This window comes from Neotabrizicola sp. VNH66, from assembly GCF_049445895.1.
Classification (GTDB): domain Bacteria; phylum Pseudomonadota; class Alphaproteobacteria; order Rhodobacterales; family Rhodobacteraceae; genus Pseudogemmobacter.
The window spans coordinates 69,867-96,456 of the sequence record NZ_JBMSDW010000015.1; the positions used below are offsets into that span (position 1 = coordinate 69,867).

A 26,590-nucleotide genomic window follows, 5' to 3' on the forward strand; every position below is an offset into this window, starting at 1 on the left:
ATGCAACGTATCGCGCTCCTTCTTCCGCTAGGCTTGACGGCCGGTGCTCTGGTCGGCCTCATTGCCGGAGGCCTCGTCCTCAACCTGATCCTCGGTCGCGATCCGAACGCGACTGGCATCTTTGTTCTGATCGAGGAATTTCCCGGGCTTTCGCGGCTGACGTCCGTGCCTTGGGTGCTGCCCTGGCAGATCGTCGGTGCCTCGACCGTGGTCTTCACGATCGCCGCCGTCGCCCTGACCTTCCGCCAGCAGCTCACCGGCTATGGTCAGGCCAAGTTCCAGGCCCGCGCCGAGATGAAAGCGAATGGCCTTTTGCAGCCGTTAGGCGCAGGCATGGTCTTCGGTAAGCTCGGGGCTCCCTCAAAGCGCGCGCCCTACGTCAGCGCCACCTTCCAGAAATTCCCGCATTGCCTCGTGGTCGCACCCACCCGCGCCGGCAAGGGCGTGGGCTATGTCATTCCGAACACGCTCCTGTTCAACGGCAGCATCGTCGTTCTCGACGTGAAGGGGGAGATCTTCGAGGCCACCTCGCGGCATCGGCAAGCCGAGGGCGATGCGGTCTATCGCTTCTCGCCCTTCGACTTCGAACACCCGACCCATCGCTACAACCCGCTCGAGCGCGTCGCCCGCATTGAAAACCCCGAACAGCGATACACGGAACTCGCCAAGATCTCGGACTACTTCCTGACGGTTTCGGACAAAGGGACGGCTGGCGACTTCCTGACCGAGGGACGCGAGCTGTTCGTGGCTGCAGGGCTTCTGGCGATTGAGCGCGGCAAGCCCACCATCGGCGAAATCAGCCGCATCCTCTTTGGTCGGGGTGCGACCCAGGAGGTCTACGGCGAGCATGCCGAGGAGGTGAAACACCCCAACGCCGCCCAGACATTCCGCAAGTTCGCAGGTTATTCCGACCGGACCTTGTCGTCCCACGCTTCAGTCCTGGGTGGCGCAGGCATGACGCTCTGGAACAACCCGGCCGTGGACCGGGCTACCTCCGGCAACGACTTCTCCTTCACGGATCTGCGCAAACGCCCGATGTCGATCTATGTCGTCGTCAACGCCGATGACATCCGCACACTGTCACCCTTGGTGCGGCTCTTCTTCGGCGAACTCATTGCCACCATGCGTTCGACCCTTCCTGACCCAAAAGTCGAGCCCTGGCCGGTCATGGTCATGCTCGACGAGTTCGACCAACTCGGGCCAATGCCCATCGTCGAGCAGGCCCTGAAGCAGCTCGCCGGCCACGGCGCGCGGGTCTCGATCATCACCCAGTCGATCCCCGGCCTCGACAACATTTATGGCGAAAACGTCCGCATGTCGCTCGAATCCGCCGCCGGCATGAAGCTCTACCTCGCGGCCAACGACAAGAAGACCGCCGGGGAGATTTCGGATGCTTTGGGCAAGACGACCAAGCTTTCTGTGTCGGACAGCGTGTCGAGGGATCGGGATTTCATGCAGCGGCGGTCCGTCAGTCGGAGGATGGAGGAGCGGCCCCTCCTGACCCCCGACGAAGTTCGGCGGCTGAACCCGGATCAGGCCATCCTCATCCCGGAGCGGCAGAACCCGCTCCTCGTCCATCGGATCGTGTATTTCCAAGACCCGACTTTCAAGACGCTGTTCGAAGCGCAATCCGGGCCGCTGCCCTACCCGCCGAAGGAGACCGCCGCGGTTCAGGGGCTGACCGCGCGGATGGAAGCGTTGGAGCGGCGCTTGGCCGAAAGGATGGTCGTCGATTTTGTAAGGCCGGAGAAGCCGAAGTCGGACGCCCCGGTGGAGCCTGAGCCAAAACTCGCAGCGGAGATTGTCGCGCGGCCAGACATCTCCGCGAAGGCGGTGCGGGCAGAAACCGGTGCCGAAGCGCAGGCTGGAGGAAAAGCGGTCGCCACACCCGCGGTTGATCTCGATGCCCTGAAGCCATCCGTCGCGATCGCAGTCGCCAAGATGAGCAAGTTTTCTCAAAAGCTAACAGGCATGGAGGCTTGAAAACCTCTAGCAGAACCCGGCCCATAGCTGACGGTCGAGCCTCACCGGTGCTGCGCGGCGGCATTCCCCGAACCGGCCATTGGACATGGGGCGCAGCATCTCGAGCTGCGGAACGTCTGCGATGCGGAAAAGCGGCCCTTTGCATCTGCGGCAGAGGAAGGCGCGCCATCCTCACCAAGATGGCCTGTCGGACGGAGAGCGGACGTACGCTACAGCGTTCACCAATGCCAGCACTGGGACGGTCGCTGCCAGTCATTTTGTCCATTTCGGTCGCATTGAACGCCTTTGCTTAGACAGCAACTACCAAGACGTCCTTTATATGCTGGTCACTCGCCCAAGTGACGCAGGAAACGTCGCTCTATCTACTACAATCGGGTGATAGTCAGCGAAGCGAAGCTTTTGCTTTAGTTTCATTAAAATATCAGCTGGATCTACTGACCTTGGAAATAGTCGCGATGGTTTAGACGGCTGCTCAAGGTGAAAAATAATTCGGAGTTTGCGATGTGAAAGCGCACTCCGCGATGTACTTTTCTCATCAGAATCCATCCCAACGAACGCAGTGCTGACAAGGCCCGCCATTGTGTCACGGACTTTTAACATGACCTCATCTGCCAGATCAGAAGGCTTCGTTCTCAAATGCCTCCTGTAGTCCTTGACCTCTATAAGCCAGAGAGTGCCCGCCTTTGATGCCAAAAAGTCAACAGCTTTTGACGACTCACAAGCTGAATTGAAGACTTTCCTGTAGTGGCGCCAATCATCATATTTTTGTGCAAAATTAACTTGCTCAAAATCAAATGACAATCTGCCTTCAATCAACGTTATATCAATCATGTAGAGATGACTCCACATATCGATCCGACTGAAGAAGATCTTCGTCAAGCAGAACTAAGGTGCTCAGTTCATCAATTTCATTGCCCTGCTCGAGCCGGGAAACCTCTTCATCCCCCGAAGCAGCCAAAGAGAAGTAACGCGACTGCGACTTCTTCTTGCGACCGTCGGTTAAGATCGCAATCTCCCTTACAAGAAATACTGAGTGCGTAGCGAGGAAAATTTGAATGCCTTGATCTGCTAGGCTGACGATAACTGCCGCAAGAACCTTTATGAGCTTTGGGTTAAGATTGGTTTCCGGCTCATCCCAAAAGAGATAGCCTTGTTCCAGCAAAACACCTGTGCTTATCAAGCGTGCCAACATCGCGAACTTGCGAAGGCCTTCAGCAACCAATGCGGACTCCATACGCCCGCCATTTACTCTAAGAAAAAATCGACCGTTCGCATCTACCTCAACCTTGCCCCCCATGGCGTCTTCAATGGGAGACAAGAGTTCACCAATCTTCTTTTCGCGCGCCCCCCGCAAACTTGGGGCCCCCAGCAGAAGAACTGTGTCACGCCATGTTTTTTCAAAAGGCACGCTGTAAGTGTCAAAGAGTGAAACAAACCACGGGCACAGAGTAATCAACTCCCTGGTGGGAATGAATACCGGGGGCTTGGCTAAGGCTGCAGTAGGTAGATCGGCAATCTCTACCTGAGTCTTTGAGTTTGTTGCGAAGCCAAAGCTTAAATCGAGCGCCTTGTCTTTGAAATTGAGGGTGACTTCGGCCCTATTCCTGCCTTGCTTGCGCTTTACCAATCGCCCCAAGCTATCTGGTCGCATATTACCGACCAACTCATCTGCAATTATTTTCTCAAGTTGAGATTTCCCAATCTTCTCAGGGGGCGGGCTACTAAATTGCGAGCCATCTGGTTTCAGTGAGTTCAAAACTGAATAAAGTGCTTTAAGAGCGTGAGATTTACCTAGACCATTCTCCCCGACAATCACATTGAGTCCAGGAGAAAATTCCCACTTATCACTCGGTATGCTTGTAAAATTGCTAAAAGTAGCGTTCTTCAGCATGATCCTGGCCCTCGATCTATGTCTGATATCATTTTCACGAAAATTCAGTCTCTTAGCAAGCTTTAAGTATTCAAGGATTCCCACTTGGGATAGATTTCTGGAACCGAAAGACCGCGCACCTCGCTACCTGCGACAGCCGATGTACGCCAGTTGCACACTCGGCTTCCGATCTACGATGATCCTAGAACGAGTGGAACTCAAGGAGGCCCTGAGACGCGCCAAACACGGGACTGTATCGCCAGAAATGCATTTCAACGCGGCGCAGGCCGCTGCACTGGCCACGGGCACAAAAGTTGAACAACGGACGTTCAAACGGAACGGGGTGAACGGCAGCTTTGGGCTCGCGAGCAACATGCTGCGCCACAGCAACTGTCAGGTTCGGCCCCTCAGCCGTCTTGCTCGTCACGACAAGCGAGCGCGGCCCTTACCTGCCAGTCGGCGCCTGCGGCTACTGCAATGCAGCATTCCCGAAAGCTGACGCTTAGGCTTGATGCGGCCTGAGCACGCCGCCACCGTCGGCTATGCGGGACGAAGCAGTAACTCCGCCCCGTCCCACTCCCATTACCACGGCGATCTTCCGTCCGGCTCTACAAAGCCACCGCTGCTTTTAGCGTTCAGCGCATATTCCGCCGGAAGCCTCGCGCCTTCTTCGGGGGTCATCGTGCCATAGCCGGTCAGGTCGGTTTTCACGAAACCGGGGCTGATCGAGTTCACTTTGATCTTCGTGCCCCGCAACTCTTCATGCAGCTGGATCGTCAACATGTTCAGTGCCGCCTTCGAGGCGTTGTAACCGATGAACTGCTGTGAATAGTAGGGCGAGGTGGGATCGGCGTTCATCGTCAGCGACCCAAGCGCGCTCGATAGGTTCACGATCCGCGCTTCAGGCGCGGCGCGCAGCAACGGGAGCATCGCTTGCGTGACAGCCAGTGCGCCGATGAAGTTGACCTCCATCACGCGCCGCACGGCGTCTATTGAGGCTTTGCTGGGTGTCGCGTCAGCAAAATCGAAGATGCCCGCGTTGTTGACCAGAATATCCAGACGGCCGTAATCGGCAGCGATGGCTTCGGCCGTGTCGGCAATGGTCTCTGGCCTGTCGAGGTCCAGCAAAACCGCCTTTGCGGTCAGTCCATCCCGCGCCAGAACGGCGGCGGCCTCGTCTCCACGTGCTTTGTCACGGCTGCCAATCAGCACATGAACACCGGCTTGCGCCAGCTTGCGGGATATCTCCAACCCGATGCCCTTGTTGGCGCCGGTCACGAGCGCAATGCGGTTCTCTGCCATTTTTGTGTTCCCTTCATAGCTCTGCGAACAATATATGAAGGAGTTTTCAGGTTTTGGATTCGCATATGCCACCCCAAGTATCGCAATGGTCCAAGCCCCGTAAAACACCCGTGCAACGCCGCTCGCGCGTGACCGTGGACGCGATTTTTGAGGCGACCATTCAGGTTTTGCTGGCCGAGGGTCTGGCGCGCCTCACGACAACGCGCGTGTCCGAGCGCGCGGGCGTATCGGTCGGGACGATGTATCAGTATTTCCCGAACAAGCAGGCGCTGATCATCGCGTTGAACGAGCGTTACCTCAACACCTTGGCAGAACGTGTTGAAGGAACCTGCTCCCTCATGGCGGGCCAACCCGCATCAAAAATGGTCTCTGCGCTGATTGAGACCTATTGGACCACCAAGACCGAGCGGGCCGATCTGACGCAAGCCCTTTATCGTTCAGTTGCGGCGCTCGACAACAGTGAGTTGATGCAGGCTTTCGCAACGCGGGTCGATGCAGCAACGACGAAGATGTTTCGTCAGGCTTCGGATCTGCCGCCGGAGCATGCCGCAGAGATCAACCTGACCCTGACCACCGTGGTCTACGGAGCCGTGCGCAACGCCTTTGAGCGCCAGCTGGGCATGGAACAAATTACGGCGCTGAAGGCCAGCCTGACCGATATGTGTTGTGCCTGGCTGATCAGCTTCCAGCATCGGATACAGATGACCGCAAAGGACTCTTTGCGCCAACGCACGCTACAGTAGGTGCGATCCGCATTGGCATGACGGACCTCGTCGGCCATTTGTCGCGAGCAGGCGTTCGCACTTGCATCCATGCGCACTCAGGCCGACGATGCCCGTCTTGGCCCGAAACGTGATACAGTCTCGTGGTCGGCATGACCGAAGAAGGGTGGGGCCGGTGGACTGGAGGTAGTCCCATGCCCGTTGATTTTCTTCCTATCCTTCGTCCCGTCCGTGCGCCTTGGAACAAGGGACGTATTGTTGGCCAGAAACGCCCGCTTCTACCCCGGCATGTCTGGTCCATACGCGTTCGCCTCGAGATGGCAGGCAATTTACGTGACCTAGCGCTGTTCAACATGGCCGTGGACAGCAAGTTGCGTGGTTGCGATCTCGTCAGTCTCAGGGTCCGGGATGTATTCGCTGCTGGGCGTGTCAAGGAACGAGCGTCGATGATCCAGAGCAAGACCGCGAAGCCGGTCCGGTTCGAAATCACCGAGACGACGCGGCTGTCTCTCGAGCGCTGGATCCACGACCCCGAAATGATCGGCCTGGAGTTCCTTTGGCCCAGCCGAATCCATGGCAGTCCGCATCTGTCGACGCGACAGTATGCCCGGATCGTCCGGGGATGGGTTGTATCGGTCGGACTGGAGCCTAGCGCCTACGGTACACATTCGATGCGGCGAACCAAGGTGGCGCAGATCTACAAGAAGACCGGAAACCTACGGGCGGTCCAGCTGCTGCTTGGCCATACGAAGATGGACAGCACGGTGCGCTATCTCGGTGTCGACATCGAGGATGCTTTGACGCTCTCTGAGGGGATCGACCTTTAGAAAACTAATCCGACCGGCGCATTCCGCGCTGGTCGGCCCAAAGTACCAGTTACTGCACTATGCGCGAATGTCGGCCATCAATGATACTACGCCTACACACGCGCAATCTCACGGATCAGATCATTTGTCTCTGGTCTCGTCGTTTGGTGCCGATAACGAAGAGCAGAAACAGTTCGCGAAATTTCAGGGCCGTCGATGGGTATCGAAACGAGGCCCCTGTCTGCTGGAATTGCCGTGGTTGGCAAAATCACCGCGCCTAATCCCTGCCGCGCGAGTTCGACTAACCAATCCACGCGATTTGACCGATAGGCTGCGTAGAGTTCGAGACCTTGGTCTGCACATGCCCGATGCAACGCATCGCGCATTTCGCAATTGGGTCGATCGAGCATGTCAGTTTCAGCGAGTGTCGAAAGAGAAACAGCGTCTCGTTCAGACAACGGATGCGACTTGGACACCACAACCTTGTAGGACTCGTCATAGAGCCGGTCTATTCGATAGAGGTCTTCACTGACCGTCGCTGCTGTGACTACGACGTCAAATTCACCCTCTCGCAATCCGGCCAGAAGCTTGGAGGCCGACGCCACGATCAACTCTATTTCGGCTTGCGGCAATCGTGTACGGAAGCGTTCCACGGCGGCTGAAATCCGGTTGTGACCAATCGTTTCGCCAACACCGACAGAAACAGGAACCCGCTCTAGTCGCGTGTGGCGGACGGCTTCTGCCTTAGCTGCCTGCGTTTCGTCATGCGCCTTCTGTAGCCTTGGCTGCATGAGTTTTCCGAGTGCCGTCAACCTGCATCCCGCGCGGTCCCTGACAAACAGATCACCACCGAGCTCGTGTTCAAGTTTCTTGATCGCGGTCGTCAGGGACGGTTGGGAAACATTTGAGGCGCTAGCGGCATGGGTGAAGTTGCGATGCTGGCAGACAGCCAAAAAATACCTGATCTGGTTCATCTCCACTGCCACGGTCTCCGTCACTTTCCGCCATGAGGTTCACCATAGCACATGTCTATCAAAGAATAGAAGTTCGGGATTGGTGTCTGAGGCATTCGGCATGGGAAAAGGGTGCATCGAAACCACAACGACCTGTCGATCAGGAGGCGACCATGAAAGCCCAAATTCTCAAGACACTCGCCGCTTTGGCCTTGATCACGACATCTGCACTCGCACAGGAAACCCCAATGGAAAATCACACTGCCAGCTACATCGCCATGCCCGCCGCTGAAGGCCAGACCGAAGCATTCGCCAAATTTCTGGCCGGAGCCGCCCCGATTGTCGCGGACACCGAACCAGGCACCGTGCTTTGGTTTGCCTTGCAAGCCGACGATACGCTCGCGATCTTTGATATCTTCGTGGATGAAAAAGCGCGCAATGCGCATTTCTCCGGCGCTGTAGCCGCGGCTTTGAACCAAAATGCCGACGCGCTGGTCGCCGGGGGCTGGGACGATGGTGTTGTCGCGAATATCAACAATTCCGATGTCCTGTCGGTGAAAGAACCGGTTGATCTCTACTCGGCCACGACAGCCACGTACATCACGCTCGAAGCAGCACCCGGCAGAGGGCCGGAATTGGCAGCCTTGCTGACCGCAGCTGGTCCCATCGTCGGAGAAAGCGAACCCGGCACACTGTTCTGGGCGGCGCTGCAGATTGACGAGACATCCTTCGCAATCTTCGACATCTTCGCCAACAATGCTGGCCGTGAAGCACACTTTGCCGGTCAAGTCGCCGGGCTGCTGAACGAACGGGCAGCGGAGTTGGTCGCTGGCGGGTGGGACGACGGTGTGGTCGCTAACGTCCACAACTTCGACATCCTCGCCATCAAGTAACGCGATGTGACAGGAACAAGAGGCGCCTGGTGCAACGCATCAGGCGCTTTCCCGAACGAATTTAGATCATCGTGAAGCGGTCGTTCGAGTAACTGCAGCGAATTGGCGCTTTGTTCGCACTGCTGCCGTTCGTGACCGGCGCAGCGAATGCACACTTCCCGCCCTTCGCATCAACGAGAAGGCATCATGGCGGCGGCGCATTGGATTTTACCGCCCCAACCGCTTTGCTCTCTCAGCCATCCTGACCACCTGTGCGCTCGCGGTCGCTGCGGCGCTCCGCACAGCTGCAGGGGCCTGCACCGCCCCCCGCCCGATCGCCTCACCCGTGGTCAGCGCTCCGATCCGCGCCCTGCCTTGCACACCTGCGGTATTCACGAGCCCCCGCAGCACTCCTGCAGAACCGCTGACGATCGCGGGTGCCGCGGCCACCATTAGGTTCCCCGAAATCCCCCGCACGATCAGGGGTGTTGCCGCGACGAAGCCCTTGGCCAGGAACACCATCACGAAGAACGGCACCAGCGAGCCGATGTTGGTGGCTGAGTTCGGATCGCCGAGCTGGGCCAGCAGCGAATTCGCCATGCCGACGACGGTCGAGAACATGGCGGCGATGACGATGGGAAAGAAGGCGTAGCTGATCGTCGTCGAGACCCATCTGTGGAAGAAATCCTTGGTTGCATCGAAGAGCGACAGCGCGATCATGATCGGTGCAAGGCCGAGCATTAGGGTCAGCATCATCTTGGCGAAGATGAGGACGATGCCGGTCATGAAGCCAAGGAGGCTGAGCAACACGAGGCCGATTCCGCCGAGGATCGCGCCAGTCATCCAGTTCAGGTTGTTACCGATAGCGTTCAGGTACTGGCTGAACTCCGTGATGAGATCATCGAACTCGGCGGCAAAGTACGTGGCCCCTGCCCCGCCGCCGCCAACCGAGGAGATCAGGGCCCCGGCGACGTAGTCGAGCCCGCCGATGACGGCATTGGCAACTGCGTTGAAGTTGGCCCAGTTGAAGGCAAAGAGACCTATCAGCGTCAGCTTGATCAGGTACCAGAAGAACCTAGCAACCAGAATGGCAGCTGCTGTAAATAAGTAACGATAACTGCATATTATTCATGGCTGTCGCTCCGTGACGGGCCGCCTGAGGCCAATCCTCATTCCCGGACCCGTCACGAATAGCGCAGCCGTACTCTTTCTCTCAGCCAGCCGATGTCCACCAGCCCTAGGCCCTTACTGCAGAAACCCGCCTTCGCGCCTAGTACGGCACGGCCGTCTTGGCTGGGATTGACAATTAACTGCTGATCACCGGATGGTTTTCCCGCTCGTTCACATGCAGCGTAAAGACATCTGGGCGCGCGTAGTGACCGACCGGATCAAAATCCAGCTTGGCACCAAGAATGTCGTCCAGATTGATGTCGGCGGCCAGGATACCTTCGGCATCAACCAGCGGCCCGGCCAGAATCTCGCCCAAAGGCCCGACGATGACCGACCGGCCATGCATGATGTAATCCGCAGGCGCGGCCTCGATTCGGCTGTCGTAATCCTCGGGATAATCTGACCGCTGCATGACCTGACAGGCCGAGATGACGAAGCACCGCCCCTCCATCGCGACATGCTGCATGGTGGATACCCATGTCGGGCGGTCATCAGCGGTGGGGGCGGACCATATCTGCACACCCTTGGCATAAAAGGCCGCCCGCAGAAGCGGCATGTAATGTTCCCAGCAGACCGCGCCGCCGAAGACACCCCATTCGGTATCGACCACCTCAAGCGTCGACCCGTCGCCATAACCCCAAACCAGCCGCTCGGATCCGGTGGGCATCAGTTTGCGGTGCTTGCCCGCATATCCCTTGGGGGTGAAGTAGAGGATCGTGCAGTAAAGCGTGCCCATATCCCGCTCGATCACACCCAGTGCCACGGTCAGGTCAAGGCGCATGCAGGCCTCGGCGATCTGATCCACCTCGGCGCCGGGCACGGTGATCGCGCCCTTGGCGTAGCGGGCGAAATCGCCGCGCCCTTCGGGCGTGCGGCGGCCGACGACACAGCCGAAATCAAGGCCGCGCGGATAGCCCCCGATAAAGGCTTCAGGGAAAACCACAATCCGCGCGCCGGTGGCTGCGGTCTCTTCCAGCAGCGCGATGGTGCGGGCCGTGGCCGCAGCGGCATCAAAGGGAATGGTTGCGGCCTGAACGGCGGCCACCTTAACCGTTGTCATTTTCTAGCTTCTCCTTGGGTTCCCCCTGTTTGGGGGGCAGGCTGTCCTGCCAGACGGGGCGGGACAGATCGAACTGATCACGGGTCCGGGTATAGGCCGTGGGGCCATGCATCCGGCCGACCAGATCCAGCGCATCCGCATCGATGCGCGGGCGGGCGGGGTCGCCGGTCAGAAGATGCCCGGCGAAATGGGCGTGCAGCACTTCCCCCACGATCAGCAGTTGGCCGGGCCCGGTTTCGATCCGGTGGCGCAGCACGCATTCAAAGGCCACGGGGGATGCGGTGATCCGGGGCGGACGGATCGCAAGCGAAGGTTTGGTCGCAAGCCCGGCCAGATCGAGCTCGTCCGTGCCCGGGGGCGCGTCGATGCAGGTCTGATTCATCGCCTCGGCCAGCGCATAGGGCACAAGGTTCACGACGAATTCGCCGGTCGCGAGGATATTCGCCGCCGTATCCTTGGGCCGGTCGGGGCGCGGCAACAGACCAAGCGCCACCACCGGGCGGTTGGACCCGAACATATTGAAAAAGGAATAGGGTGCGGCATTCACCCGGCCCGTCGCATCGCAGGTCACGACCCAGGCAATCGGGCGCGGCATGATCGACGAGGCCAGCAGGCGATAGCGTTCGTCACCGCCAAGCGCTGCCATGTCGAAATGCCGGTCGGGCGGGTTCAGGGGGGTATCGGTCATATCGTGCGGGTCCCGGGGGCGGCTCTGCCACCGCCCCCGGATCCATGTCCTCAGCCCAGAACCTTGACCGAGGCCGCGTCAAAGCCGCTGGCCCAGAACTCGGCATCTGCCGCAGCGGCGATTTCGGTATTGATGAAATCGGCCACCACAGGTTCGCGCGGCAGAAGCTTGTTCTCGGCCCCCCAGACCCCCAGCACACCGATCTTGGCGATCTGCTCGGCGGACAGTTCGGCCCGGACATCGGTCAGCGTCTTGGCGCCCCAGGCGGGATCATAGCTTGACGCCTCCTGCAGAACCTCGAGCGGGATGTTCTTGGCCGGTTCAAGCGAACGGAACCAGCCATTGACCAGTTCCTGATTCTGGCTGGCGAAGAACAGCGCCTCGTTGCTGGCGACCAGATAGCGTTTCAGCACGTCGGGGCGGCCTTCGACGAATTCATTGCGCGCGGTCAGGGCGATGACCGGCGACAGATCCTGCGAGATCACCTTGGCCATGCCCGAGTTTTCAAAGAAGGCAACGAAGGGGTCATAGGTGAAGAAGGCATCGATCTGCTGCGACCCCACGGCATCGGCCAGCTCGGCCGGGCCGACGTTTACGAAGGTCATGTCCTTGCCGGGCGTCAGCCCCGCCTTGATCATCGCATCCTGCGCGTTCTGGAAGGCGGTGATGCCGAAGGTGCCGTAAACCTGCTTGCCGCGCAGTTCCTCGACCGAGGTGATGCCCGATTTGGTGGTCGCCAGCACACCCGAACGGAACCGCGCCTGCGACGAGACGGTGGTGACCGGCGCGCCGATGGCCATGGTGGTGACTGCGGCGAAGTCCGACAGCGTGCCGATGTCGCAGGCGCCCGAGACCAGACCTTCGGTGATGGCGGGCGATGCGGCAAGCTGCAGCATCTCCATCTTGATCCCGTGCTTTTCGGCAATATCGGTGCGGATCAGCACATGGGCGATCTGGGCCGAAACGGTGGTGGTGTTGAACCAGCCCATCCGCACGACATCCAGTTCCTGCGCGCGCAGGATTGCGGGGGCCGCAAAAGGCGCGGTCGCGGCAAAGCCTGCGGCCAGCTGGCCGAAACGGCGGCGTGTGATCATCGACGTCATTCTTCTTCCCCTTTTTGCCAGTCCGGCTTCAATGTTTCCCAAAGCTCATTGACGGTCTGAACGAACCATGGATCGGACCGCATCTCGGCCGTGCGCGGACGCGGCAACGGCACGTTCACCTCTTGGCGCACCCGACCCGGGCGCGGGCTCATCACCACCACGCGGTCGGCCAGAAACACCGCCTCGTCGATCCCGTGGGTGACGAAAAGCACGGTCTTTCCGGCCTCGGATGAAATCCGGGCGATCTCTTCCTGCAGCAGCACCCGGGTCTGGGCATCAAGCGCCCCGAAGGGTTCATCCATCAGCAGAATGTCGGGATCGGGGGCCAGCGCCCGGGCAATCGCCGCGCGCTGTTTCATCCCGCCCGAGGTCTGATGCGGGTATTTGTCTTCAAACCCCGAAAGCCGGACCAGCGCGATCAGTTCGCGGGCGATGGCGGCCCGGTCGCGCTTGGCCATGCCCTTGGCCTTCAGGCCGAATTCCACGTTCTGCTGGACGGTCATCCAGCCAAACAGGGCATAGTCCTGAAACACCACGGTGCGCGACGGCTCGGGGCGCAGGATCGGGCGGCCGTTCTGTTCGATCTTGCCCGAGCTTACGCCCTGAAAGCCCGCTACAATGCTGAGGAGCGTGGATTTGCCGCATCCCGACGGCCCCAGAAGCGAGATGAATTCGCCCTTGCGGATGGTCAGGTTCACATCGTCCAGCGCGATGACGGCGCTGTCGCCGCCCTTGCCGCCGAAAACCTTGCCGGCATGGCGGATGTCGATCTGGACGGGGGCGGCCGAGGGCGTGCCAGAGGTAATGACTGTCTGCATCATCAGGATCTCAGCTCCGTTCCGAAGGGGCCCAGGCATTCACCCGGCGCTCGATCATTTCCAGCACGGCCGACATGGCAAAGCCGACCAGCCCGATGGTGACCATACCCGCCACCACATTGTTGATCTGGAACAGCATCCGCGATTGCTGGATCAGATAGCCAAGCCCGGTCTGCGCGGCGATCAGCTCGGCGGTGACCACGCACATCCAGCCGATGCCAAGGGCGATCCGCATCCCCGGCAGGACAATCGGCAGCGAGGCAGGAACCAGCACGTCCCAGATCAGCTGCCAGGGCTTGGCTCCAAGGCAAAGCGCGGCATTCATCTGGTTGCGGTCAAGCCCGCGCACCGCCGTATAGGTCGCGACATAGGTCGGAAACACCGCGCCCAGAAACACCAGAAAATACGAGGCACTGTCGCCCAGCCCGAACCACAGGATGGTGATCGGGATCCAGGCCAGCGGCGGAATCGGGCGCAGGGCCTCGATCACCGGGCGCAGGAAATCGGCAACACCGCGCCACCAGCCGCTGACCAGACCAAGCGCGATCCCCACGATACAGGCAAGCACGAACCCGATGGCAACACGCCGCAGGCTGGCGCCAAGATGGATCCAGAGCGAGCCGTCCACGGCCATATCCCACAGCGCCCCGGCCACAGCGACGGGCGACGGCAGCAGGAAGGCATCGATCACGCCGATACTGGTCAGCAGCTGCCAGATCGCAAAGAACGACAAAAGACCCACCGCGCCCCGGAAGCTGCGGTTTTTGAATAGCCGCGCCATGCCGCCTTGGCGTGCAACGGCTTGCGGCGATAGGGCTGGTGATCCAGCGCTGTTCTGCATGTCTGTCTCCGTAATGGGAAGCGGGTGGATTGCGATCTGCCGCCTTGCTGTCGGGTTGATCATGTGTCGGTGAAAGCCGTCAAATAAGAATCGAGAGATGACAGGATAAAATCTGGGTTTGCGCCTATATATGCTTATATAATAGGCACTATACTTGGAATTTTGGCAAAAATCCTTGCCTCCCGACCTGAATGTCCCCATATTCTGTCGGATCATTCCGACATATTGACTGCGGGTGGCGCTGCGACAAGGACTCGGGCAGGGTCTTCAGGGGACAGACTGGATACAGAATGGATATCGAAGAAAAACTCGCGCGAATCGGCATCACCGGCACGCTGCACCGGCTGTATCTGACGACGATCAATCTTGGCGGCGCCTCGATCAGCGATGTTGCGGCCAAGGCGGGCATGGCGCGCACGACCGCGCATGACGGGTTGCTGAAGCTTGAGGCCGAGGGGCTGGTCGAATTTGTCGAACGCGGAAAGCGGCGGCTGGTGCTTGCGCGCGAACCCGGCGTGCTGCTGGAGCGGGCCGAGTCCCGGCGCCAGATGCTTGACGAGATGATGCCCATCCTGCGGTCGATGTATCACCACGAACGCGGCCAACCCAATGTGCGCTTTCATCCCGGGCGTGAGGGCATCATGACCGCGCTCTGGGACACGATCGCGGGCGAGGAAAAGGTGCTGCGCGCGACCTTCTCGATGAAAGAGCTGATGGTCGAGCCCGGGCTGGATGAGATCGAACGTTATTTCGAGGAGCGTGCCCGCCGGGGCGTCTGGCTGCATGTGATCCGATCCGAGGCAAATGATCTGGAACCGATCTGGCCTTCCAGCGACACATGGCTGCGCAAGTTGCGCTATGCCCCGCCCGAATATGCGCTGGCGATGACGACGCTGATCTATGGCAACAAGGTCTGCCTGATCTCATCGGCGCGTGAAAGTTACGGCATGGTCATCGACAGCGCCGAATTTGCCGCCTTCCAGACCGCGATGTTCGACGCGATGTGGGCGCTAAGCCGTGAGGCCTAGGTGTTTGATCCCACGGTTTGATGGTGCGATCCTTTCGAGGGAATGGAAGGAAGCACTATGGGACAAGTTCGTCACGGGAGCGCCACGACCACGCACGCCGTCAGAGCTGCAATACAGCGATCGCAAGCTTCTCTCTCGCAGCTGAGCCGCGAACTGGGCATCAACCCGAAGACGGTGGCGAAGTGGCGCAAGCGCGCGACGGTCGAGGACATGAAGACCGGGCCGACGGAGCCGCGGTCCACAGTGCTGACCGAGGCTGAAGAGGCGGCGGTTGTGGCGTTCCGGCGCCATACGCTGCTTCCGCTTGATGACTGCCTCTATGCCCTGCAGCCGTCGATTCCGCACCTGACCCGTTCGGCGCTGCATCGGTGCCTGCAGCGGCACGGCATCTCGCGCTTGCCAGATGTCGAAGGGGACAAGCCCAAGCGACAGAAGTTCAAACGCTATCCCATCGGCTTCTTCCATATCGACATTGCCGAGGTGCAGACCGCCGAGGGCAAGCTCTTTCTCTTCGTCGGTATCGACCGAACGTCAAAGTTTGCGGTCGCGCAGCTCGTTGCCACGGCTGACAGAAAGACCGCATGGGAGTTCCTGCAGCATATGCTCGAGGCCGTCCCCTATCAGGTCCACACCATTCTCACGGATAACGGCATTCAATTCGCGGAGCAGCCTCGGAACCGGAATACTATCTACTCCAGGCCGATGCGCTTCGACATGATCTGTGAGGCAAACGGCATCGAGCACCGCCTGACCAAGCCGAACCACCCTTGGACCAACGGCCAGGTCGAGCGGATGAACCGCACGATCAAGGAGGCGACCGTCAAGCGCTTCCACTACTGTTCGTCAGAAAGTGCGGCGCGGGTACCGCGACGCATCACTGAGTAGCAGTCCTGCCGATGCCGTCGAACGACTTAATCAGCAAGCATCGAGATGAGAGTTGATAACAGTTATCAAGATTGTCATGTTGGTCCGAGGATAGGAGGGCGCCATGATTAGTGCTGACCTTGGACCGCAACTCGAACGTTTCGTCGCCAAACTGGTGGAGACCGGCCGCTACAACTCGAAGAGCGAAGTGCTTCGTGAGGGCATTCGCTTGATTCAGGAACGCGAAACGCGCTTGTCAGTCCTTGATCAGTCCCTCGCGCGAGGACTTGCAGACGCTGAGGCCGGTCGCGTCAAACCTATGTCTGAGGTCGCCTCACGGCTGGAGGCCAAGTACCAGGCCATGAGTCCCGTTCGGGAATGATTGTCGAACTCACGGCGGCCGCCGAGGCCGAGCTCGAGTCGATCGGCGACTACATCGCGCGCGACAACCCACTGCGTGCGGCAAGCTTCGTGCGTGAACTCTATCGCAGCTGTCTCGACATCGCTGACCTGCCCGAAGCTTGGCCAGTGGTGGCACGCTACGAACATCATGGAATTCGACGCCGCGTCCATGGTCGCTACCTGATCTTCTATCGCATTGGCAACGCGCGGATCACGATCCTGCACATCCTGAATGGCGCGATGGACGTCGAGGCAATCCTGTTTCCAGACGGATGACAGGGATGGCGGACTGAAGCCTGTCAGGCCTTGCGCTGTAGCCTGCCTTCCAGCTCTGCACCAGCCTCGATGGCGATCCGTTCATGGATGACGTCGGCATGCACGACTGCACTCGGCGCGAGTCGAACGTTCCGCGCCGAGATCGTGCCGGAAACCGCTCCGAGCACAGAGAGGTCGTGCGCGACAATGGAGCCTTCTACATGAGCTGAATCAGCAACAACAACGTCCGGCGCGCGCACCGAGCCAGCAACCTTGCCTTGGAAATCGACTGGACCGCTGGAGATGACATCACCCTCGACGATCAGGTCATGCGCCAGAACGCTGCGAAGTGAGCTCGATCCAGCAGGATCAGGCCAACGGTCGAGGTCGTCATTTGGGGTCTTCATGCTGGTTCCGCCTCCGCTCATCTTCGCTTTTCCAGACTGCAGCAGATGCGAAACGAAAGAGCAACGCGCGGCGCTGTGATCGGCGAAGAAGCGCGGCAGTCGTCATGGTCGCACAACTCGTCCGGCCAAGATCGTCTGCCCGTCGTCCCTCATGAGCTATGGGTCCTAGCATGCAGAACATCGTCATCCTCGCCGGCAACATCGGTCACCTCCAGTCACGATTGCGGTCTTGTCAGCGAGGCGGTTCATTGTCGTTCTGCTTTTCTGCGGTTTGTCCGGGACGGGTTTCCGACGGGCGGGGTGACGTTTCGTGCGCCCTCAGGAACTGTGCCAGATCGGTATCCGCGATCCGCCAGCCTTTGCCGATATCGATGGCGCGGAGTGCGCCAGACTTGATCCATTGCCGCACAGTGGCCTCTGCGACGTTCAGCCTGTCGGCTACGTCCTGTACCGTCTGATACCTGTCCTGCGGCATTCTCTAACTCTCCGTCCTGAAAGACATCTATACTGACGTATGGCCACGTTTGATTGACTTGGATCAATGATGGTCATCTTCCGATCGCATAATCTCATTTCAGCAGCCGATGTCGCGCCCCATCGCGGCCAGACGGCTGATTGCCGGTGAACTGCCGCTTCAGAAAAGGAAACAACAATGTCCCATCGCATCGCATACCTGCCGCTGAACACTTATCCGGAAGCAGCACCTGATCCGGCTGTTCTGGCTGCGGTCAACTTGGCGGCGGCGCTGGGATGCGGTCTGCATGTCTCGACGTTTGCTCTGGATGTCCCGAAGACAGGCTCTGTGGCCAGCGGCTACCTGATCAACGTGGAAGGAATGGCGCGTGCCGCCGAGGAGCGCAGCAAGGCAGAATGCGCCCGCCTGCAAACCCTGATCAAGGGTGCCTTCGGTACAGAACGCGACCTGTCGGCAAGCAGCCATACCGCGATGATGGGCGCGGCCCTGGACGCGGCATCGACCGAGGCACGGGTCTTTGATCTGGCCATTCTGCCGTGGTCGGCTGACGCGTTGTCAACACAGGACCTGGCGCATTCCGTCGTATTCGACGCGGGCGTCCCGGTGATCCTTGTTCCCGCGACGAATGTACCGCATTCCATCGATCACATTGTCGTTGCGTGGGATGGAAGCCGGGTCGCTGCCAGGGCGTTGTCCGATGCCCTTCCGCTTCTGTCTGATGGTGGCCGGATTTCTGTGGTGACGGTTCAGGGGGAGAAGTCACTTGATAGTTCTGGCCTTGCGCAAACGCTTGCAGCGTCTCTGGAACGCCGGGGATATGCCGCCAAGGCGATCGACATCTCGCTCGATGGCCGGTCCATAGCAAAAGCCCTGCAGGATACCGCGATTGCCGAAGGGGCACAGCTTTTGGCCATGGGTGGCTTCGGCCACTCGCGCCTTCGCGATTTCATCCTCGGTGGCGCAACAAAGGGAGTGTTTTCTGATCTGCGACTGGCGGTTTTGCTTTCACATTGACCGCGGGTGTCTCGCAAAAGGCGAAGAAGGTTGGACAGGAGTCCGGTTCCCTCCAACGAGCGTCCGCTTCCACGACAACCGTGGACCTCACTCAAGGGCTGCTTTCCGCCCTTCGCGACGCTTCTCGCCCTATCTTCACCCTGAGTTTTTCGCCTGCCGTTCTGCGATCAAAGCCGCGAGTTCAGGCAGATCGGCACCAGAGAGGCCCACCGCGCCGATCTCAATCAATCTGCGGTCCTCCTTGGTCATGCCCTTCTTCGGCCATGCCGACTGGAACCTGTCCAAGGCCTCAGAAAACCCGGAGGCCCAATCGCCCTGCGCCTTCTTCGATCGACTGGATATCGAGGCCGCGAACTCGGCGGGCTCAGACGCTATTTCGGCAACCGCCTGGGCTCGCATCATCAGAAGGTCCATGAACCGCTGGAAGCGGGACGGGTCGATCCGGGGCAGAACGGCGTCGAGTATCCGGGGCAGCCACTGGTTCGGCATGATGATTTTCGGCGCGATGACGATCCCGGTCAGGTAGCCATCAAGCCAGTCAGACGAAAGACCCGTTCCGCGCAGCAGCGCTGCAACTTCACCCTTCTTCTCGGGTTCGGGGGCCACTTCGGCCAGATCCTCGAGCGAGGCCTCCGGATCGAAATCCGGATCATCCCGCACCCAGGCCTCGATCGTCTGTTCGTGTATATCGAGCATGAGCGGGATCTTCTTCAGCTCCCGGCCATCAAGAAGCGCCATGGCGCAAGCCACAAAACCGGTCGCATCCGGGTGAAGGCTTGTCTCCAGCACATCGGCGCTGCGGGCCATGATACGGGCCCACCAGTCGCGCCGGGTCTCGAGCCATTTCCAGAGCGCGGCCTCCGCCGAGCGGGCGCTGCGCGCCTTGTCGAGGACCGCACGGGCTTCATCGCTGTCCTCGAACCAGCTTTCGATGATCTCGTGCCGATCCCACCAGTCTTCGCTGGCCATGATCAGGGCACCCTGTTTCCGCAGCGGAAGCGCCTTGACGGTCGCGAACGATCCCATGCCGGCAATAAGATCTGGCGTCGATCTGGCCTCCGGGCGCAGCCCGTCGAGGCCGCAGAGGCGCGCCACCTCGATCAACCCCGGCACTGGAGGCAGATCGCGGGCAAGACCATCGGCAAGCGCGAGAGACACGGCCCGGCGCAAACAGTCGGCCGTCCCGGTCAATGCGCCGACATCTTCCGACATGCGCTCGATGATAGACTTCTGCTCCCGGGCGTTGGCACATGGAATGGTGTAGGCGTCCTTTACGCCTTGCCCTTGTTTCAGGAGCAGCATCGCCATCTTGCGCTGCGATCCGGCTTGCAGCGCGACACCGATGCTCTGCGCCCCACCTCCATCCGGTAAGGTGATGCGGATGCCGTGGATCTTCCATGGGGTCTGGGCCGGGTCGGCAACAACGCCTTTGCGCATGGCCTCCTTGATGACCAAATCGACCCTTCCCCGTGCCGCATCCTCGGGCATCCAACTCCGCAGCACGACCAATGTTGCCAGAATGCGACCCGGAAGGTCGCCGCGCGCAAGCCGATCGGCCAGACCTTGCGCTGCGGCAAAACGGATATGCGGTGCCGGGTCGAGCAACCACAAACAGGCCAGATCAGTATGCAGCGCATCGCTGCGGCCCACCGAATAGGCCACCACATGATCGCGCATCTCCGGGGGCATGGCCGGAAAGTTTTCGGTCAGGGCCTGGTGCAATGCAAGTGGATCGCCGTCTGCCTGCTGGATCAATTCAGCGAAAAGCCCGTCAAGCAGGGCTTCGCCTTCGACGGGATTGGCCGTACGTCGCCCATTTTCCGAAATGACCTCCTCGCGGTGCAACTCCAGAGAAGCCGGGGCGGTCAGGCCATTGCGCGTCCAGAGCTGGGCGAAGATGAGGTTGTGAGTTGGTGTCATCCGCCCCTGTCGTCGCGCAAGATCAAGCGCGTCTTCGACAGTTTTTAGAAAGGTCTGGCCGCGCGCCTTGCCGTTTTCCCTGGCGATACGGGCGGCATTGAGGCCTGCGCCGAGAAGATCCAGAAAGCCCTCGTCATTCGGCGAAGGCGTTTCGATAGCACAGAGCTGCGCGACGATCTGGCCGCCCAGGGCCGGACGATGCAAGAGGTCGAAACTCATGCGTTCAAGAACGTCGCGCCGCGCGCCGAAGCCATCGTCGCCCGCAGCCGCAAGGGCGGCCAATGCCTCATCGATCCGACTCTTTGCCACGTCCCACCCGCCGAACAGTCCGAATTCGGCGACCAGCCTAGCGAAGCGGCTTTGGCTTGTCAGGAAGATATGGCGGCGATGTCTGACGACAGAATGGTGAGAACGCCGACCGTGGCCGAGAGCCGCAGGAGCAAACCGGGAGGGCACCGGGACCGGATCACAGATCCCAGTCCGTCGCGCCCTTGCGCTCCGATTGTCCGGCCAAATCGCGCTCTGCCACCGTCGTCTGCCGCAAAGTCAGACCCAAGGCCACATGCGATTTCGCCGCTGAGACCACTGCCCGCGCGATCCAGCGTCGCTCGGCTTCATCCTCGACATCCCGCGCCAGCACGTCCGTCCGACCCGCGGCAAGATCTGCCACGATGGCTTCGCCATAGCGCCGCCGAAGCTCGTCTGCGAAACGCTCCGCATGAGCATCCCCACGGAACTCGACCTTGCCCTCGGTCTGCAGGATCCGACCCATCGACCGCAGCGTGCGCACAAGTCGGTCGTTAGCAGGCACGGTTTCATGGGAAACGGTGTGGTCAATCGCCGCCGCCGCGCGGTCATAGAATGCCTGCAGCTCGTCGGCCACGCGCTTCCCCTGATCCAGATCACGCAGGTCCAGCCGCCGCTGGCCAGCGAGGATCAGAAGATCACTCCGGACCCAGTCCCGCTCTTCCCAGGCATTCGCCGCACCCGTTTCCAGACGGCTGGCGATGCGCTCACCGCTCAGACCGATCGCACTTGCACCCGCAACGATCTCCGCGCGCAGCCGCTCCGCCGCCCCGGGCTGCAGGGCTGTTTCCGCCCGGCCCCGCGTCAGGGTATCGTCCTCAAGCGCCATGCCGTAGACTGCAGACTGCGGCATCATCTGCAGAAGCTGCGCGCCGCGGGCATCACCGAGGCCACGGGCGATGTCGATGGCATAGCCATAAAGCTCGTCCCGCAGTTCCTTGCGCTCGACCACCGGGGCCTTGCGGATCCTGCCCTCCGTCTCGGTCATCCATCCGCTGAAATGCCGCTCCAAGTCAGCGCGCTCCAGCGTCGCTGCCTCTGCCGGGAAAGGGTGGAGTATTCCGCCCTGTCGAAGCACTTCCTCGGCCTTGGCAATCTTCTCGGCGATCTCCGGCAACCCGGTCAGTGCCGCCACATGGCTCAGGCTGCGCATGACGTCTGCCGTGCGCGCCATGGTAGCGAGTGCATCCTCCAGCGCCCTGCCCTCACGCGGCCGCACCTCCGGTGCCCTGCCTTCTTCCCGCGCCCGTTCGATCTCTGCCCGCGAAGGACCGTAGGTCAGCAACCCCCGCTCTGCCCGCGAGGTCGCATCCAGGAACACACCTTCTTCGGCCGCAATGGCCACCATGCGCTCTTTCATCGTGTCGAGGTTGAACGCATGCTCCTTCGCCATGAAAAACCAGCTGTCGTTCAGCGTGCCCCGGTTGTTCACGACGATATGGACATGCGGATGTGCCCGGTCGGTGTGCAATGCCGCGACGTAGGACCAGACATCGTCCTGATGGTCACCCGACTGGAACATCTCGAAGGCCCAGATCTCGGCAATCAGCTTGGCCTTCTCGGCCCGCACATGGGACGGAAAGCTCAGAAGCAGATGGCTGGTGTGCCCGTTCTTGGGCGACCCACGCCAATCTTCGACCCAGTCGCCGATGATGTCTTTTCGTTCGTCCTTGGTCAGCCCCTTGGCATCTGCATCCAGCACGACCCCGTTGCCAAAGATCGATGCCGACTTCGAGAAGAGGTAGTCCATCTGGGCCCCCAGCTCCTTGGCGTTCGCCGTGCCACCCTTGCCGATCTTCTTGATGACCGCCGCGTTCGATCCCAGCGAAAAACGCCACAGCTGGCTGGCGCGCGGCGAGAATCGAAAGCCCTGCCGAGAGGAGGAAGAAGGACCGGGTTTCACGCGCCCTGACTGGGGACGCAGGAAGTCGAGGTCGCCAAGAACAGCCTCTGCCAGCCCGATGGGCCGCGATCCAAGCTTAACCATGGCGCGCGCCCTCTTGGGTTTCGACAAACTTGCGGAACAGCGCCACGCCCTGCCGCCGGCGTTCCGCGATGATCTGGCTCATCGCCTTTGCCACCATTGGCAGCGACCGGCGCAGCTCTTCCACCGACGCCCACTGCGCCTTGACCATCGGCGCCCTGCCCCGGTTTGCAGCCAGCGCGATCTGGTTCACGTTGGTGCCGATCTTGGCCAGCTCGTAGCGGATCTCCTCCAGCCGCGTGCTGTCTTCCCTGCTGAAGTCGAGGAAGCCCGACGCCATCCGCACCACCGACCGCACACCGTCAGAACGGGATTTCGCGCCCAGTTGGGTGCAGAGCGCATCGAAGGCCTGAAGTTCCTCGGCAGGCAGACGGCAGCTGACAACCTGGCCCAAACTCTCGGCTCGCGGTCGCCCGCGGTGCGCCACTTGCTGCGCTGCAGAATAAGCCAGATCGCAATTCGCTTTGGCTGAAACACCGGACCCAGACTTAAGTCGTATTTTGCGCGGCTCTGATTTTTCTGCCAACTTCCGCCACCGATTATTTGTAGACACATCGCATTTCCTGCCACCTTCTCTATCCCCTTCTTTCAGCCCTTGATCAAGCACAATCTATGCGCGACATGAACCCTTGCAGGTTGTGTTAACCTTGGGTAACTCACCTGCTACCGAGTGCACTTCGCTGATCGCTGAATGCACAAGGCGCAACCGGAGAAGGTGCACCTCCAAGCCCTTGGCAGGAGGGCATTTCCCGGGCAGAAGTGGCGGTAACGCCCTGTTTTGTTTGATGTACGGACCCAACCGTTCAGTGTTGCGGGTTCGGAGAAAGGAAGTGTGGGATGCGTCTTGTGGCATCGGCGACGTGTGATCAGGGCTACGCCTTATGATACACGCATTGCGCGATCAGATAAAAGACATACGCATCCAGTAATCAGACAAGTGATTAAAGAGATACGCCTTGCGCAATAGGAGTTGCGCGAGATGGTTTCTGATATCCGCTGTCGTGGTTCGGATTTATGCGATGCGATTTAGGATAAAAGTTTTCAGCGATCTGCATTCAGAAAAATGGGATCGTTAATTTGCGAAGTGAGGAAGGTGGTATGGGTTATGGAATACGGGTTGTGCTGGTGATGAACAGGAAGGGCGGATCGGGCAAGAGCACGCTCTGCCGCGCCCTTGCTTCTGCCGCAGCAAGTCGCGGTGAGACGGTTACGATCTTCGACACGGATGCCTCGAAGTCTTGCCTCAAGTGGATGCAGGCGGGGCAAGAGGCCGGAAACTGGTCACCCCATGTTGAGGTGATCCACACACTTGATGCCCACCGGGTCGTCGAGGCGATTGACCATATCTATGAACAGCCAGACCAGGAGCATCTGATCCTGATCGACACTTTCGGCGGCGGGTCAGAGGCACAGGATGTGCTGGCCGTTGCCGCCCACCGGATCATCTGCCCGATGATGCTGTCGCGCGGCGATCTCAGCGAGACGCTCGAGACCGCCAACTGGTATTTGAAGCTGCGCGGGCGGGTCGACAATCCGGATGAGCTTGCCGGCTTCTCCGTGGTGTTCAGTCGCGTGCAGGTCCGGCTCTCTGAAGCGGAGCGCGCGGTGGCGGATGAACTCTTCCGGTCGCTGCCTGCCTGCGAGGCCTGGCTGTCCAATCGCAGCGCCTATGTCCGGATGGACAAGGAAGGGCTCCTCGGCCCGATCGCGGACAAGACGCCAAATCGCGGCTTGGCGGCGCATCTGCAGACAGCCGTGAAGGAGGCCGGGGAGCTTCTCGACGAAATCGATCAGTTGATCGCGGCCCCGGCGGAGGTCGCATAATGGCACCGCGTAAAGATCAGATGCGGATCATCCGGCAGGACGCGGGTTTTTCAGCGAAGCTTGGGTTTGGTGGGATGGTCGCGCCCCCGGCGGAGGTTGAAAGACCGAGCGCGATGCCGTCGGCGCCGGTCTGCTCCCGGCCAGAATCGAAGCCCGAGCAACCGGCAATCGTGACAGCCGCCGCACATGTCATGCCCCAACGCGATGATGATGGCGGGTTGCCCATCCGCGGCCAAGAAGAAGCCCGGAAAGAGGAGGGTGAACCGCGGACACCACTGCACTTGGCGCAGCGCCATGCGGTGCCTGCCCCATCCGCAACGGCCCGGGGTCAGGTCGTCTATGTCGCGGTGTCGCTCACCGCCAGGCAAGCCCATCTCGCTGAAGCCTGGGCCTCAGTGGCGCGGTGCTCGGTCCAGTTCCTGATCCGTCGCGTGGCGCAGGGACTGCGTGACGAGGCCTTTGACGACTGGGAACGCGATGGCATGCCCGAAGTCAGTGAACCTCGCGGTGCACGGGGCAAGCATCCGACCAGCGTGACCTTGACCCTGCGACCGCCTTTTGCAGCCGACCTGGCCGCCCGGCACGATCCGCTTGGGGTTCTTGGTTTGGCGCGGGTCATGGGCCCGGCCTTCCGCGCGCGGTTCCAGGAGGCATTCGACATCGCCTTGGACAAGGCGCCGCTGCACACGACAACCGAGGGAGAAGAGAAATGACTGATCAGAAATCGAATGCCCTCGACGACGACACGTCGGCAGCCAAGTTTGATGTTGGCAGGCCTGTGGAATGGATGGTCGACCCGGATCATCGCGAGAAGATCCTCGGCGTCACCTATGAGTTCAGCCATACCGGCGAGCGCAAGACGGTTTGGTACACAGCGAACAAGCGGCGCGCGAAGTGCTTCATTGTTTTGGAGGTCCTACAGTTGCTCGGAAAGGAGACCACCTGACAATGACAGGTCGCAACGTGGGCAACCACTTGGTGGCCAATGCGCGCGAACCGGGGGGGGGCAAGCCATGAAGTTTCTGAATCGATCCGCTGGTTTCGATTCAGAAAAGTAATTGGACTTGCTGCGACGCAGGGAGGATTCTGTGTTGGGAGGCCCACATGGTTCTGGCACATCTGCACCGCATCGATCCCGATGCCAATATGGCCCGGTTCTATTGCATTGACGTCGCACCGACACTGTTCGGCGAGGTCTCCGTTCTTCGGACCTGGGGCAGGATCGGGACGCGCGGTCGGACAAGTGTCGAAACTTGCCTGTCTGCCGCAAAGGCGGAGAAGGCTGCAGTCCGAACGCTTCGCCAGAAGGTGCGGCGGGGCTATCGGCCGTCCGGCGAGTTGCTGCCGCCATACCTTGCGGTGTGAGATCGGTCAGGCCTTCCGCTGAAGCCTGCCTTCAAGCTCCGCACCGGCCTCGATGGCGATCCGCTCATGGATGACATCGGCCTGCACGACTGCGCTCGGCGCGAGCTGAACGTTTCGCGCCGAGATCATACCAGAGACCGCCCCAAGCACGACGAGGTCGTGGGTGGCGACGGAACCTTCAACACGACCTGAACCAGTCACGCCGATCTCCGGCGCTCGCAGTGAGCCAACGACATTGCCTTGGATCTCGATCGGTCCACTGGAGGTGGCATCGCCTTCGACGACAAGGTCCTGCGCGAAGATGCTGCGGCGAGCGTTCGGACTTACCGGGTCCGGCCATCGGTCCAGATCGCCATGTGGTGTCTTCATCTTGGTGCCGCCTCAGCTCAACTTCGTGCCGCACGACTGGACCAGAATCGAAACGAAAGGGCAACACGCGGCGCTGTGATCGGCGAAGAAGGGCGGCAGCCTTCGGCGCTGTACAACTCATCCGGCCAGGGTCATCGCCGGTCGTCCCTCATGAACCTTAGAGTCTGCGCCGATCGCTCATGAGGGTAC

The 26,590-nt window shown here is 60.4% G+C and carries 28 protein-coding genes and 1 pseudogene; 13 read left to right on the forward strand and 16 right to left on the reverse strand.

Features of this window, described 5'->3' with window-relative positions; all coding sequences use genetic code 11:
• Positions 1 to 1,983: a type IV secretory system conjugative DNA transfer family protein gene (locus ACO2Q5_RS18295; protein WP_423293713.1), complete on the forward strand. Its 1,983-nt coding sequence runs from the start codon at positions 1 to 3 to the stop codon at positions 1,981 to 1,983.
• Between the two features lie 315 nt (positions 1,984 to 2,298).
• Here the strand turns inward: ACO2Q5_RS18295 and ACO2Q5_RS18300 are convergent, their stop codons facing one another.
• The 3 genes from ACO2Q5_RS18300 to ACO2Q5_RS18310 all read right to left on the reverse strand — a co-directional run bounded on the left by ACO2Q5_RS18300 (position 2,299) and on the right by ACO2Q5_RS18310 (position 5,155).
• Complete coding sequence (locus ACO2Q5_RS18300; RefSeq protein ID WP_423293715.1) at positions 2,299 to 2,814, reverse strand: hypothetical protein; 516 nt, start codon at positions 2,812 to 2,814, stop codon at positions 2,299 to 2,301.
• Entirely contained in the window at positions 2,807 to 3,874 is a 1,068-nt protein-coding gene (locus ACO2Q5_RS18305) for an AAA family ATPase (protein ID WP_423293717.1), read from the reverse strand. The genes ACO2Q5_RS18300 and ACO2Q5_RS18305 overlap by 8 nt, the downstream gene beginning before the upstream one ends.
• Before the next feature lie 561 nt (positions 3,875 to 4,435).
• Positions 4,436 to 5,155 carry an SDR family oxidoreductase gene (locus ACO2Q5_RS18310; protein WP_058099361.1) on the reverse strand — a complete coding sequence of 240 codons (720 nt, stop codon included), beginning with the start codon at positions 5,153 to 5,155 and terminating at the stop codon, positions 4,436 to 4,438.
• Between the two features lie 65 nt (positions 5,156 to 5,220).
• Here ACO2Q5_RS18310 and ACO2Q5_RS18315 point away from each other — a divergent pair, with 65 nt between their 5' ends.
• Together ACO2Q5_RS18315 and ACO2Q5_RS18320 are read left to right on the forward strand one after the other, a co-directional pair.
• Positions 5,221 to 5,898, forward strand: a complete 678-nt coding sequence (locus tag ACO2Q5_RS18315; RefSeq protein WP_058099360.1) for a TetR/AcrR family transcriptional regulator — start codon at positions 5,221 to 5,223, stop codon at positions 5,896 to 5,898.
• Positions 5,899 to 6,071: 173 nt separating this feature from the next.
• Entirely contained in the window at positions 6,072 to 6,704 is a 633-nt protein-coding gene (locus ACO2Q5_RS18320) for a tyrosine-type recombinase/integrase (protein ID WP_058099359.1), read from the forward strand.
• Between the two features lie 92 nt (positions 6,705 to 6,796).
• On the opposite strand, the gene ACO2Q5_RS18325 is transcribed toward ACO2Q5_RS18320, so the two are convergent.
• Positions 6,797 to 7,657 carry a LysR family transcriptional regulator gene (locus ACO2Q5_RS18325; protein WP_199725322.1) on the reverse strand — a complete coding sequence of 287 codons (861 nt, stop codon included), beginning with the start codon at positions 7,655 to 7,657 and terminating at the stop codon, positions 6,797 to 6,799.
• Positions 7,658 to 7,809: 152 nt separating this feature from the next.
• Here ACO2Q5_RS18325 and ACO2Q5_RS18330 point away from each other — a divergent pair, with 152 nt between their 5' ends.
• Positions 7,810 to 8,529 (forward strand): hypothetical protein, encoded by a 720-nt coding sequence (locus ACO2Q5_RS18330; protein WP_119136622.1) that lies wholly within the window; start codon positions 7,810 to 7,812, stop codon positions 8,527 to 8,529.
• A gap of 207 nt (positions 8,530 to 8,736) precedes the next feature.
• Here ACO2Q5_RS18330 and ACO2Q5_RS18335 read toward each other — a convergent pair whose 3' ends face one another.
• The 6 genes from ACO2Q5_RS18335 to ACO2Q5_RS18360 form a co-directional block, all read right to left on the reverse strand.
• Positions 8,737 to 9,636, reverse strand: coding sequence for a type IV secretion system protein (locus ACO2Q5_RS18335; protein ID WP_423293771.1), 900 nt, complete (start codon positions 9,634 to 9,636; stop codon positions 8,737 to 8,739).
• Positions 9,637 to 9,814: 178 nt separating this feature from the next.
• On the reverse strand, positions 9,815 to 10,738 hold the full coding sequence (locus ACO2Q5_RS18340; RefSeq protein WP_423293721.1) for a carbon-nitrogen hydrolase family protein: 924 nt from the start codon (positions 10,736 to 10,738) through the stop codon (positions 9,815 to 9,817).
• Positions 10,725 to 11,426, reverse strand: coding sequence for a flavin reductase family protein (locus ACO2Q5_RS18345; protein WP_423293723.1), 702 nt, complete (start codon positions 11,424 to 11,426; stop codon positions 10,725 to 10,727). Before ACO2Q5_RS18345 ends, ACO2Q5_RS18340 begins: the two co-directional genes overlap by 14 nt.
• Positions 11,427 to 11,476: 50 nt before the next feature.
• Positions 11,477 to 12,529, reverse strand: a complete 1,053-nt coding sequence (locus tag ACO2Q5_RS18350) for an ABC transporter substrate-binding protein (protein ID WP_423293725.1) — start codon at positions 12,527 to 12,529, stop codon at positions 11,477 to 11,479.
• Complete coding sequence (locus ACO2Q5_RS18355) at positions 12,526 to 13,350, reverse strand: ABC transporter ATP-binding protein (protein ID WP_423293727.1); 825 nt, start codon at positions 13,348 to 13,350, stop codon at positions 12,526 to 12,528. Before ACO2Q5_RS18355 ends, ACO2Q5_RS18350 begins: the two co-directional genes overlap by 4 nt.
• A 7-nt stretch (positions 13,351 to 13,357) precedes the next feature.
• Complete coding sequence (locus tag ACO2Q5_RS18360) at positions 13,358 to 14,128, reverse strand: ABC transporter permease (RefSeq protein ID WP_423293729.1); 771 nt, start codon at positions 14,126 to 14,128, stop codon at positions 13,358 to 13,360.
• Between the two features lie 350 nt (positions 14,129 to 14,478).
• Here ACO2Q5_RS18360 and ACO2Q5_RS18365 point away from each other — a divergent pair, with 350 nt between their 5' ends.
• The 4 genes and pseudogenes from ACO2Q5_RS18365 to ACO2Q5_RS18380 all read left to right on the forward strand — a co-directional run bounded on the left by ACO2Q5_RS18365 (position 14,479) and on the right by ACO2Q5_RS18380 (position 16,758).
• Positions 14,479 to 15,216, forward strand: coding sequence for a TrmB family transcriptional regulator (locus ACO2Q5_RS18365; protein WP_423293731.1), 738 nt, complete (start codon positions 14,479 to 14,481; stop codon positions 15,214 to 15,216).
• 57 nt (positions 15,217 to 15,273) lie between these two features.
• Positions 15,274 to 16,053: pseudogene (locus tag ACO2Q5_RS18370) on the forward strand (IS481 family transposase); the annotation flags it as partial.
• Positions 16,054 to 16,204: 151 nt separating this feature from the next.
• Positions 16,205 to 16,462, forward strand: coding sequence for a type II toxin-antitoxin system ParD family antitoxin (locus tag ACO2Q5_RS18375; RefSeq protein WP_423293733.1), 258 nt, complete (start codon positions 16,205 to 16,207; stop codon positions 16,460 to 16,462).
• Positions 16,459 to 16,758: a type II toxin-antitoxin system RelE/ParE family toxin gene (locus ACO2Q5_RS18380; RefSeq protein ID WP_423293735.1), complete on the forward strand. Its 300-nt coding sequence runs from the start codon at positions 16,459 to 16,461 to the stop codon at positions 16,756 to 16,758. The genes ACO2Q5_RS18375 and ACO2Q5_RS18380 overlap by 4 nt, the downstream gene beginning before the upstream one ends.
• 23 nt (positions 16,759 to 16,781) lie before the next feature.
• Here the strand turns inward: ACO2Q5_RS18380 and ACO2Q5_RS18385 are convergent, their stop codons facing one another.
• Both ACO2Q5_RS18385 and ACO2Q5_RS18390 read right to left on the reverse strand, forming a co-directional pair.
• Positions 16,782 to 17,144 (reverse strand): bactofilin family protein, encoded by a 363-nt coding sequence (locus ACO2Q5_RS18385; protein ID WP_423293737.1) that lies wholly within the window; start codon positions 17,142 to 17,144, stop codon positions 16,782 to 16,784.
• Between the two features lie 232 nt (positions 17,145 to 17,376).
• Positions 17,377 to 17,619 carry a helix-turn-helix domain-containing protein gene (locus tag ACO2Q5_RS18390; protein ID WP_423293739.1) on the reverse strand — a complete coding sequence of 81 codons (243 nt, stop codon included), beginning with the start codon at positions 17,617 to 17,619 and terminating at the stop codon, positions 17,377 to 17,379.
• A gap of 177 nt (positions 17,620 to 17,796) precedes the next feature.
• Between ACO2Q5_RS18390 and ACO2Q5_RS18395 the strand changes: the two genes are divergently transcribed.
• Positions 17,797 to 18,633 (forward strand): universal stress protein, encoded by an 837-nt coding sequence (locus tag ACO2Q5_RS18395; RefSeq protein ID WP_423293741.1) that lies wholly within the window; start codon positions 17,797 to 17,799, stop codon positions 18,631 to 18,633.
• Between the two features lie 135 nt (positions 18,634 to 18,768).
• Here the strand turns inward: ACO2Q5_RS18395 and ACO2Q5_RS18400 are convergent, their stop codons facing one another.
• The 3 genes from ACO2Q5_RS18400 to mobC form a co-directional block, all read right to left on the reverse strand.
• Positions 18,769 to 20,862 carry a UPF0149 family protein gene (locus ACO2Q5_RS18400; RefSeq protein WP_423293743.1) on the reverse strand — a complete coding sequence of 698 codons (2,094 nt, stop codon included), beginning with the start codon at positions 20,860 to 20,862 and terminating at the stop codon, positions 18,769 to 18,771.
• Positions 20,863 to 21,019: 157 nt separating this feature from the next.
• Complete coding sequence (locus ACO2Q5_RS18405; RefSeq protein WP_423293745.1) at positions 21,020 to 22,846, reverse strand: relaxase/mobilization nuclease domain-containing protein; 1,827 nt, start codon at positions 22,844 to 22,846, stop codon at positions 21,020 to 21,022.
• Positions 22,839 to 23,237: a plasmid mobilization relaxosome protein MobC gene (mobC, locus tag ACO2Q5_RS18410; RefSeq protein WP_423293747.1), complete on the reverse strand. Its 399-nt coding sequence runs from the start codon at positions 23,235 to 23,237 to the stop codon at positions 22,839 to 22,841. Before mobC ends, ACO2Q5_RS18405 begins: the two co-directional genes overlap by 8 nt.
• A gap of 704 nt (positions 23,238 to 23,941) precedes the next feature.
• Between mobC and ACO2Q5_RS18415 the strand changes: the two genes are divergently transcribed.
• The 4 genes from ACO2Q5_RS18415 to ACO2Q5_RS18430 all read left to right on the forward strand — a co-directional run bounded on the left by ACO2Q5_RS18415 (position 23,942) and on the right by ACO2Q5_RS18430 (position 26,032).
• The gene (locus ACO2Q5_RS18415) at positions 23,942 to 24,667 is read left to right on the forward strand and encodes a division plane positioning ATPase MipZ (protein WP_423293749.1); all 726 of its coding nucleotides are present in this window, start codon (positions 23,942 to 23,944) and stop codon (positions 24,665 to 24,667) included.
• Positions 24,667 to 25,380 (forward strand): hypothetical protein, encoded by a 714-nt coding sequence (locus tag ACO2Q5_RS18420; protein ID WP_423293751.1) that lies wholly within the window; start codon positions 24,667 to 24,669, stop codon positions 25,378 to 25,380. The genes ACO2Q5_RS18415 and ACO2Q5_RS18420 overlap by 1 nt, the downstream gene beginning before the upstream one ends.
• Positions 25,377 to 25,613, forward strand: a complete 237-nt coding sequence (locus ACO2Q5_RS18425; RefSeq protein WP_189382953.1) for a hypothetical protein — start codon at positions 25,377 to 25,379, stop codon at positions 25,611 to 25,613. The genes ACO2Q5_RS18420 and ACO2Q5_RS18425 overlap by 4 nt, the downstream gene beginning before the upstream one ends.
• 158 nt (positions 25,614 to 25,771) lie before the next feature.
• A complete protein-coding gene (locus ACO2Q5_RS18430; RefSeq protein WP_423293753.1) occupies positions 25,772 to 26,032 on the forward strand; it encodes a WGR domain-containing protein in 261 nt (86 codons plus the stop codon).
• A 6-nt stretch (positions 26,033 to 26,038) separates the two neighbouring features.
• On the opposite strand, the gene ACO2Q5_RS18435 is transcribed toward ACO2Q5_RS18430, so the two are convergent.
• Positions 26,039 to 26,401 (reverse strand): bactofilin family protein, encoded by a 363-nt coding sequence (locus tag ACO2Q5_RS18435; RefSeq protein WP_423293755.1) that lies wholly within the window; start codon positions 26,399 to 26,401, stop codon positions 26,039 to 26,041.
• Positions 26,402 to 26,590: the final 189 nt, after the last annotated feature.

Bases quoted from the DNA above. Each gene is read 5' to 3' on its own strand.
- ACO2Q5_RS18345 (WP_423293723.1), bottom strand. From the start codon at position 11,426: ATGACCGATACCCCCCTGAACCCGCCCGACCGGCATTTCGACATGGCA.
- ACO2Q5_RS18425 (WP_189382953.1), top strand. From the start codon at position 25,377: ATGACTGATCAGAAATCGAATGCCCTCGACGACGACACGTCGGCAGCC.
- ACO2Q5_RS18355 (WP_423293727.1), bottom strand. From the start codon at position 13,350: ATGATGCAGACAGTCATTACCTCTGGCACGCCCTCGGCCGCCCCCGTC.
- ACO2Q5_RS18350 (WP_423293725.1), bottom strand. From the start codon at position 12,529: ATGACGTCGATGATCACACGCCGCCGTTTCGGCCAGCTGGCCGCAGGC.
- ACO2Q5_RS18295 (WP_423293713.1), top strand. From the start codon at position 1: ATGCAACGTATCGCGCTCCTTCTTCCGCTAGGCTTGACGGCCGGTGCT.
- ACO2Q5_RS18430 (WP_423293753.1), top strand. From the start codon at position 25,772: ATGGTTCTGGCACATCTGCACCGCATCGATCCCGATGCCAATATGGCC.
- ACO2Q5_RS18405 (WP_423293745.1), bottom strand. From the start codon at position 22,846: ATGGTTAAGCTTGGATCGCGGCCCATCGGGCTGGCAGAGGCTGTTCTT.
- ACO2Q5_RS18340 (WP_423293721.1), bottom strand. From the start codon at position 10,738: ATGACAACGGTTAAGGTGGCCGCCGTTCAGGCCGCAACCATTCCCTTT.
- ACO2Q5_RS18320 (WP_058099359.1), top strand. From the start codon at position 6,072: ATGCCCGTTGATTTTCTTCCTATCCTTCGTCCCGTCCGTGCGCCTTGG.
- ACO2Q5_RS18420 (WP_423293751.1), top strand. From the start codon at position 24,667: ATGGCACCGCGTAAAGATCAGATGCGGATCATCCGGCAGGACGCGGGT.
- ACO2Q5_RS18435 (WP_423293755.1), bottom strand. From the start codon at position 26,401: ATGAAGACACCACATGGCGATCTGGACCGATGGCCGGACCCGGTAAGT.
- ACO2Q5_RS18315 (WP_058099360.1), top strand. From the start codon at position 5,221: ATGCCACCCCAAGTATCGCAATGGTCCAAGCCCCGTAAAACACCCGTG.
- ACO2Q5_RS18390 (WP_423293739.1), bottom strand. From the start codon at position 17,619: ATGCCGCAGGACAGGTATCAGACGGTACAGGACGTAGCCGACAGGCTG.
- ACO2Q5_RS18365 (WP_423293731.1), top strand. From the start codon at position 14,479: ATGGATATCGAAGAAAAACTCGCGCGAATCGGCATCACCGGCACGCTG.
- ACO2Q5_RS18380 (WP_423293735.1), top strand. From the start codon at position 16,459: ATGATTGTCGAACTCACGGCGGCCGCCGAGGCCGAGCTCGAGTCGATC.
- ACO2Q5_RS18395 (WP_423293741.1), top strand. From the start codon at position 17,797: ATGTCCCATCGCATCGCATACCTGCCGCTGAACACTTATCCGGAAGCA.
- ACO2Q5_RS18330 (WP_119136622.1), top strand. From the start codon at position 7,810: ATGAAAGCCCAAATTCTCAAGACACTCGCCGCTTTGGCCTTGATCACG.
- ACO2Q5_RS18360 (WP_423293729.1), bottom strand. From the start codon at position 14,128: ATGGCGCGGCTATTCAAAAACCGCAGCTTCCGGGGCGCGGTGGGTCTT.
- ACO2Q5_RS18415 (WP_423293749.1), top strand. From the start codon at position 23,942: ATGGGTTATGGAATACGGGTTGTGCTGGTGATGAACAGGAAGGGCGGA.
- ACO2Q5_RS18385 (WP_423293737.1), bottom strand. From the start codon at position 17,144: ATGAAGACCCCAAATGACGACCTCGACCGTTGGCCTGATCCTGCTGGA.
- ACO2Q5_RS18300 (WP_423293715.1), bottom strand. From the start codon at position 2,814: ATGATTGATATAACGTTGATTGAAGGCAGATTGTCATTTGATTTTGAG.
- ACO2Q5_RS18310 (WP_058099361.1), bottom strand. From the start codon at position 5,155: ATGGCAGAGAACCGCATTGCGCTCGTGACCGGCGCCAACAAGGGCATC.
- ACO2Q5_RS18375 (WP_423293733.1), top strand. From the start codon at position 16,205: ATGATTAGTGCTGACCTTGGACCGCAACTCGAACGTTTCGTCGCCAAA.
- ACO2Q5_RS18305 (WP_423293717.1), bottom strand. From the start codon at position 3,874: ATGCTGAAGAACGCTACTTTTAGCAATTTTACAAGCATACCGAGTGAT.
- ACO2Q5_RS18325 (WP_199725322.1), bottom strand. From the start codon at position 7,657: ATGAACCAGATCAGGTATTTTTTGGCTGTCTGCCAGCATCGCAACTTC.